The 2,591-nt window shown below is 59.6% G+C and carries 3 protein-coding genes; all 3 read left to right on the top strand.

The genetic code is table 11. From position 1 onward, the window contains the following. Positions 1 to 757, top strand: a 757-nt coding sequence (locus tag R8O10_RS23730; protein WP_223542817.1) for a DUF3363 domain-containing protein, incomplete at its 5' end; no start/stop codon positions are given. A 216-nt stretch (positions 758 to 973) separates the two neighbouring features. Beyond that, positions 974 to 2,188: a chloramphenicol/florfenicol efflux MFS transporter FloR gene (gene floR, locus R8O10_RS23735; protein WP_000214122.1), complete on the top strand. Its 1,215-nt coding sequence runs from the start codon at positions 974 to 976 to the stop codon at positions 2,186 to 2,188. A 27-nt stretch (positions 2,189 to 2,215) separates the two neighbouring features. Beyond that, a complete protein-coding gene (locus tag R8O10_RS23740; protein WP_001255015.1) occupies positions 2,216 to 2,521 on the top strand; it encodes a LysR family transcriptional regulator in 306 nt (101 codons plus the stop codon). Positions 2,522 to 2,591: the final 70 nt, after the last annotated feature.

Genomic DNA, 2,591 nt, shown 5'->3' on the forward strand with positions numbered 1-2,591 from the left:
CAGGGGTGTCGAAAGAGTCAACTGCGGTCCAAAGCTGTTGGACTTGGGTGAAAAGGGCGTTTATTCTTCCTATACGTGCCGCGTTCCAGGCGGCGACTATGAGGGCTATGTCGATGCCCATGTGCGCCGGCTGGAGGCGCTACGCCGGGCCGGTATCGTCGAGCGGATCGACGCCGACCAATGGCGCATCCCCGATGATCTGGTCAGCCGTGCCGCCGCCCATGACGCCGGCCGAGACAGTCAGGCCAGCGTTCGCGTCCTTTCCCCGGTCGATCTGAACAAACAGATCGGATCGGACGGCGCGACCTGGCTGGACCGGCGGCTGATCCACGGCGAGACGGCCGACCTTGCGCCAACCGGCTTCGGGCAACAAGTCCGCGAAGCCATGGACCAGCGCCGCGAGCACCATATCGAACAGGGCGACGCCACCCGCAGCCGGGACAGCCGCGTCTTCTACCGGCGCAACCTTCTCGCCATCCTGCGGGAGCGCGAGGTAGCCGGCGTCGGATCGGATATGGCTTTGAGTAAGGGCCTGCCGTTCCGCGCCGCCACGGACGGCGAGAGCGTCAGCGGCAAGTTTACCGGAACCGTGCATCTATCGAGCGGCAAGTTCGCCGTGGTCGAGAAATCCCATGAGTTCACCCTTGTCCCGTGGCGGCCGATCATCGACCGCCAACTCGGCCGCGAGGTTATGGGCATCGTGCAGGGCGGGTCGGTGTCGTGGCAGTTAGGGCGGCAGAGGGGGCTGGAACGCTGAGTGCGCCCATGCCGCATTGCGAAGCAAAAGATAATCGGATAAAATGTAGCAATTCATATTCGTAAGCGTGGAGTAATCAGATGGGAAATTCCAAGTCAGCAGACAAGTAAGCCGCAACAACCAGTATTGTTGTTGCGGCGCTCTGTAAGGCTAGTCTCATCTGATTGCTGACGAGCAGACGTCGCCCGGTATTCCTTAATCGAGGGTTGATTCGTCATGACCACCACACGCCCCGCGTGGGCCTATACGCTGCCGGCAGCACTGCTGCTGATGGCTCCTTTCGACATCCTCGCTTCACTGGCGATGGATATTTATCTCCCTGTCGTTCCAGCGATGCCCGGCATCCTGAACACGACGCCCGCTATGATCCAACTCACGTTGAGCCTCTATATGGTGATGCTCGGCGTGGGCCAGGTGATTTTTGGTCCGCTCTCAGACAGAATCGGGCGACGGCCAATTCTACTTGCGGGCGCAACGGCTTTCGTCATTGCGTCTCTGGGAGCAGCTTGGTCTTCAACTGCACCGGCCTTTGTCGCTTTCCGTCTACTTCAAGCAGTGGGCGCGTCGGCCATGCTGGTGGCGACGTTCGCGACGGTTCGCGACGTTTATGCCAACCGTCCTGAGGGTGTCGTCATCTACGGCCTTTTCAGTTCGATGCTGGCGTTCGTGCCTGCGCTCGGCCCTATCGCCGGAGTATTGATCGGCGAGTTCTTGGGATGGCAGGCGATATTCATTACTTTGGCTATACTGGCGATGCTCGCACTCCTAAATGCGGGTTTCAGGTGGCACGAAACCCGCCCTCTGGATCAAGTCAAGACGCGCCGATCTGTCTTGCCGATCTTCGCGAGTCCGGCTTTTTGGGTTTACACTGTCGGCTTTAGCGCCGGTATGGGCACCTACTTCGTCTTCTTCTCGACGGCTCCCCGTGTGCTCATAGGCCAAGCGGAATATTCCGAGATCGGATTCAGCTTTGCCTTCGCCACTGTCGCGCTTGTAATGATCGTGACAACCCGTTTCGCGAAGTCCTTTGTCGCCAGATGGGGCATCGCAGGATGCGTGGCGCGTGGGATGGCGTTGCTTGTTTGCGGAGCGGTCCTGTTGGGGATCGGCGAACTTTACGGCTCGCCGTCATTCCTCACCTTCATCCTACCGATGTGGGTTGTCGCGGTCGGTATTGTCTTCACGGTGTCCGTTACCGCGAACGGCGCTTTGGCAGAGTTCGACGACATCGCGGGATCAGCGGTCGCGTTCTACTTCTGCGTTCAAAGCCTGATAGTCAGCATTGTCGGGACATTGGCGGTGGCACTTTTAAACGGTGACACAGCGTGGCCCGTGATCTGTTACGCCACGGCGATGGCGGTACTGGTTTCGTTGGGGCTGGTGCTCCTTCGGCTCCGTGGGGCTGCCACCGAGAAGTCGCCAGTCGTCTAACCGACGACTGGTAGCAGGCCCGCTCCGATGCGGCGCACTAACCATCGAAACCTCGTGAATGTCGGTATCCTGTCTGGCAGGATACCGCTCATTTCCCTTGTTCAGTTCATCGCCGTCGCCGAGCATCTGAATTTTCGGCATGCGGCCAAGGCACTTGGTATCAGCCAGTCGAGCGTCAGCGCGCGTGTGAAAGCGCTGGAGGATAACCTTGGTGTCCTGCTATTTGAGCGCCATGCGCGGGGCGTTCGGCTAACAGACGCAGGCAGGCACTTCATGGAGCGTGTCACGGCGGGTGTCGATCAACTCGATCACGCAGTGAAGACCGCGGAGTGACGGGCACTGGCTGGCAATGTCTAGCAACGGCAGGCATTTCGGCTGAGGGTAAAAGAACTTTCCGCTAAGC

The sequence above is a fragment of the Vibrio sp. 1727 genome (assembly GCF_033344415.1).
GTDB classification, from domain to species: domain Bacteria; phylum Pseudomonadota; class Gammaproteobacteria; order Enterobacterales; family Vibrionaceae; genus Vibrio; species Vibrio alginolyticus.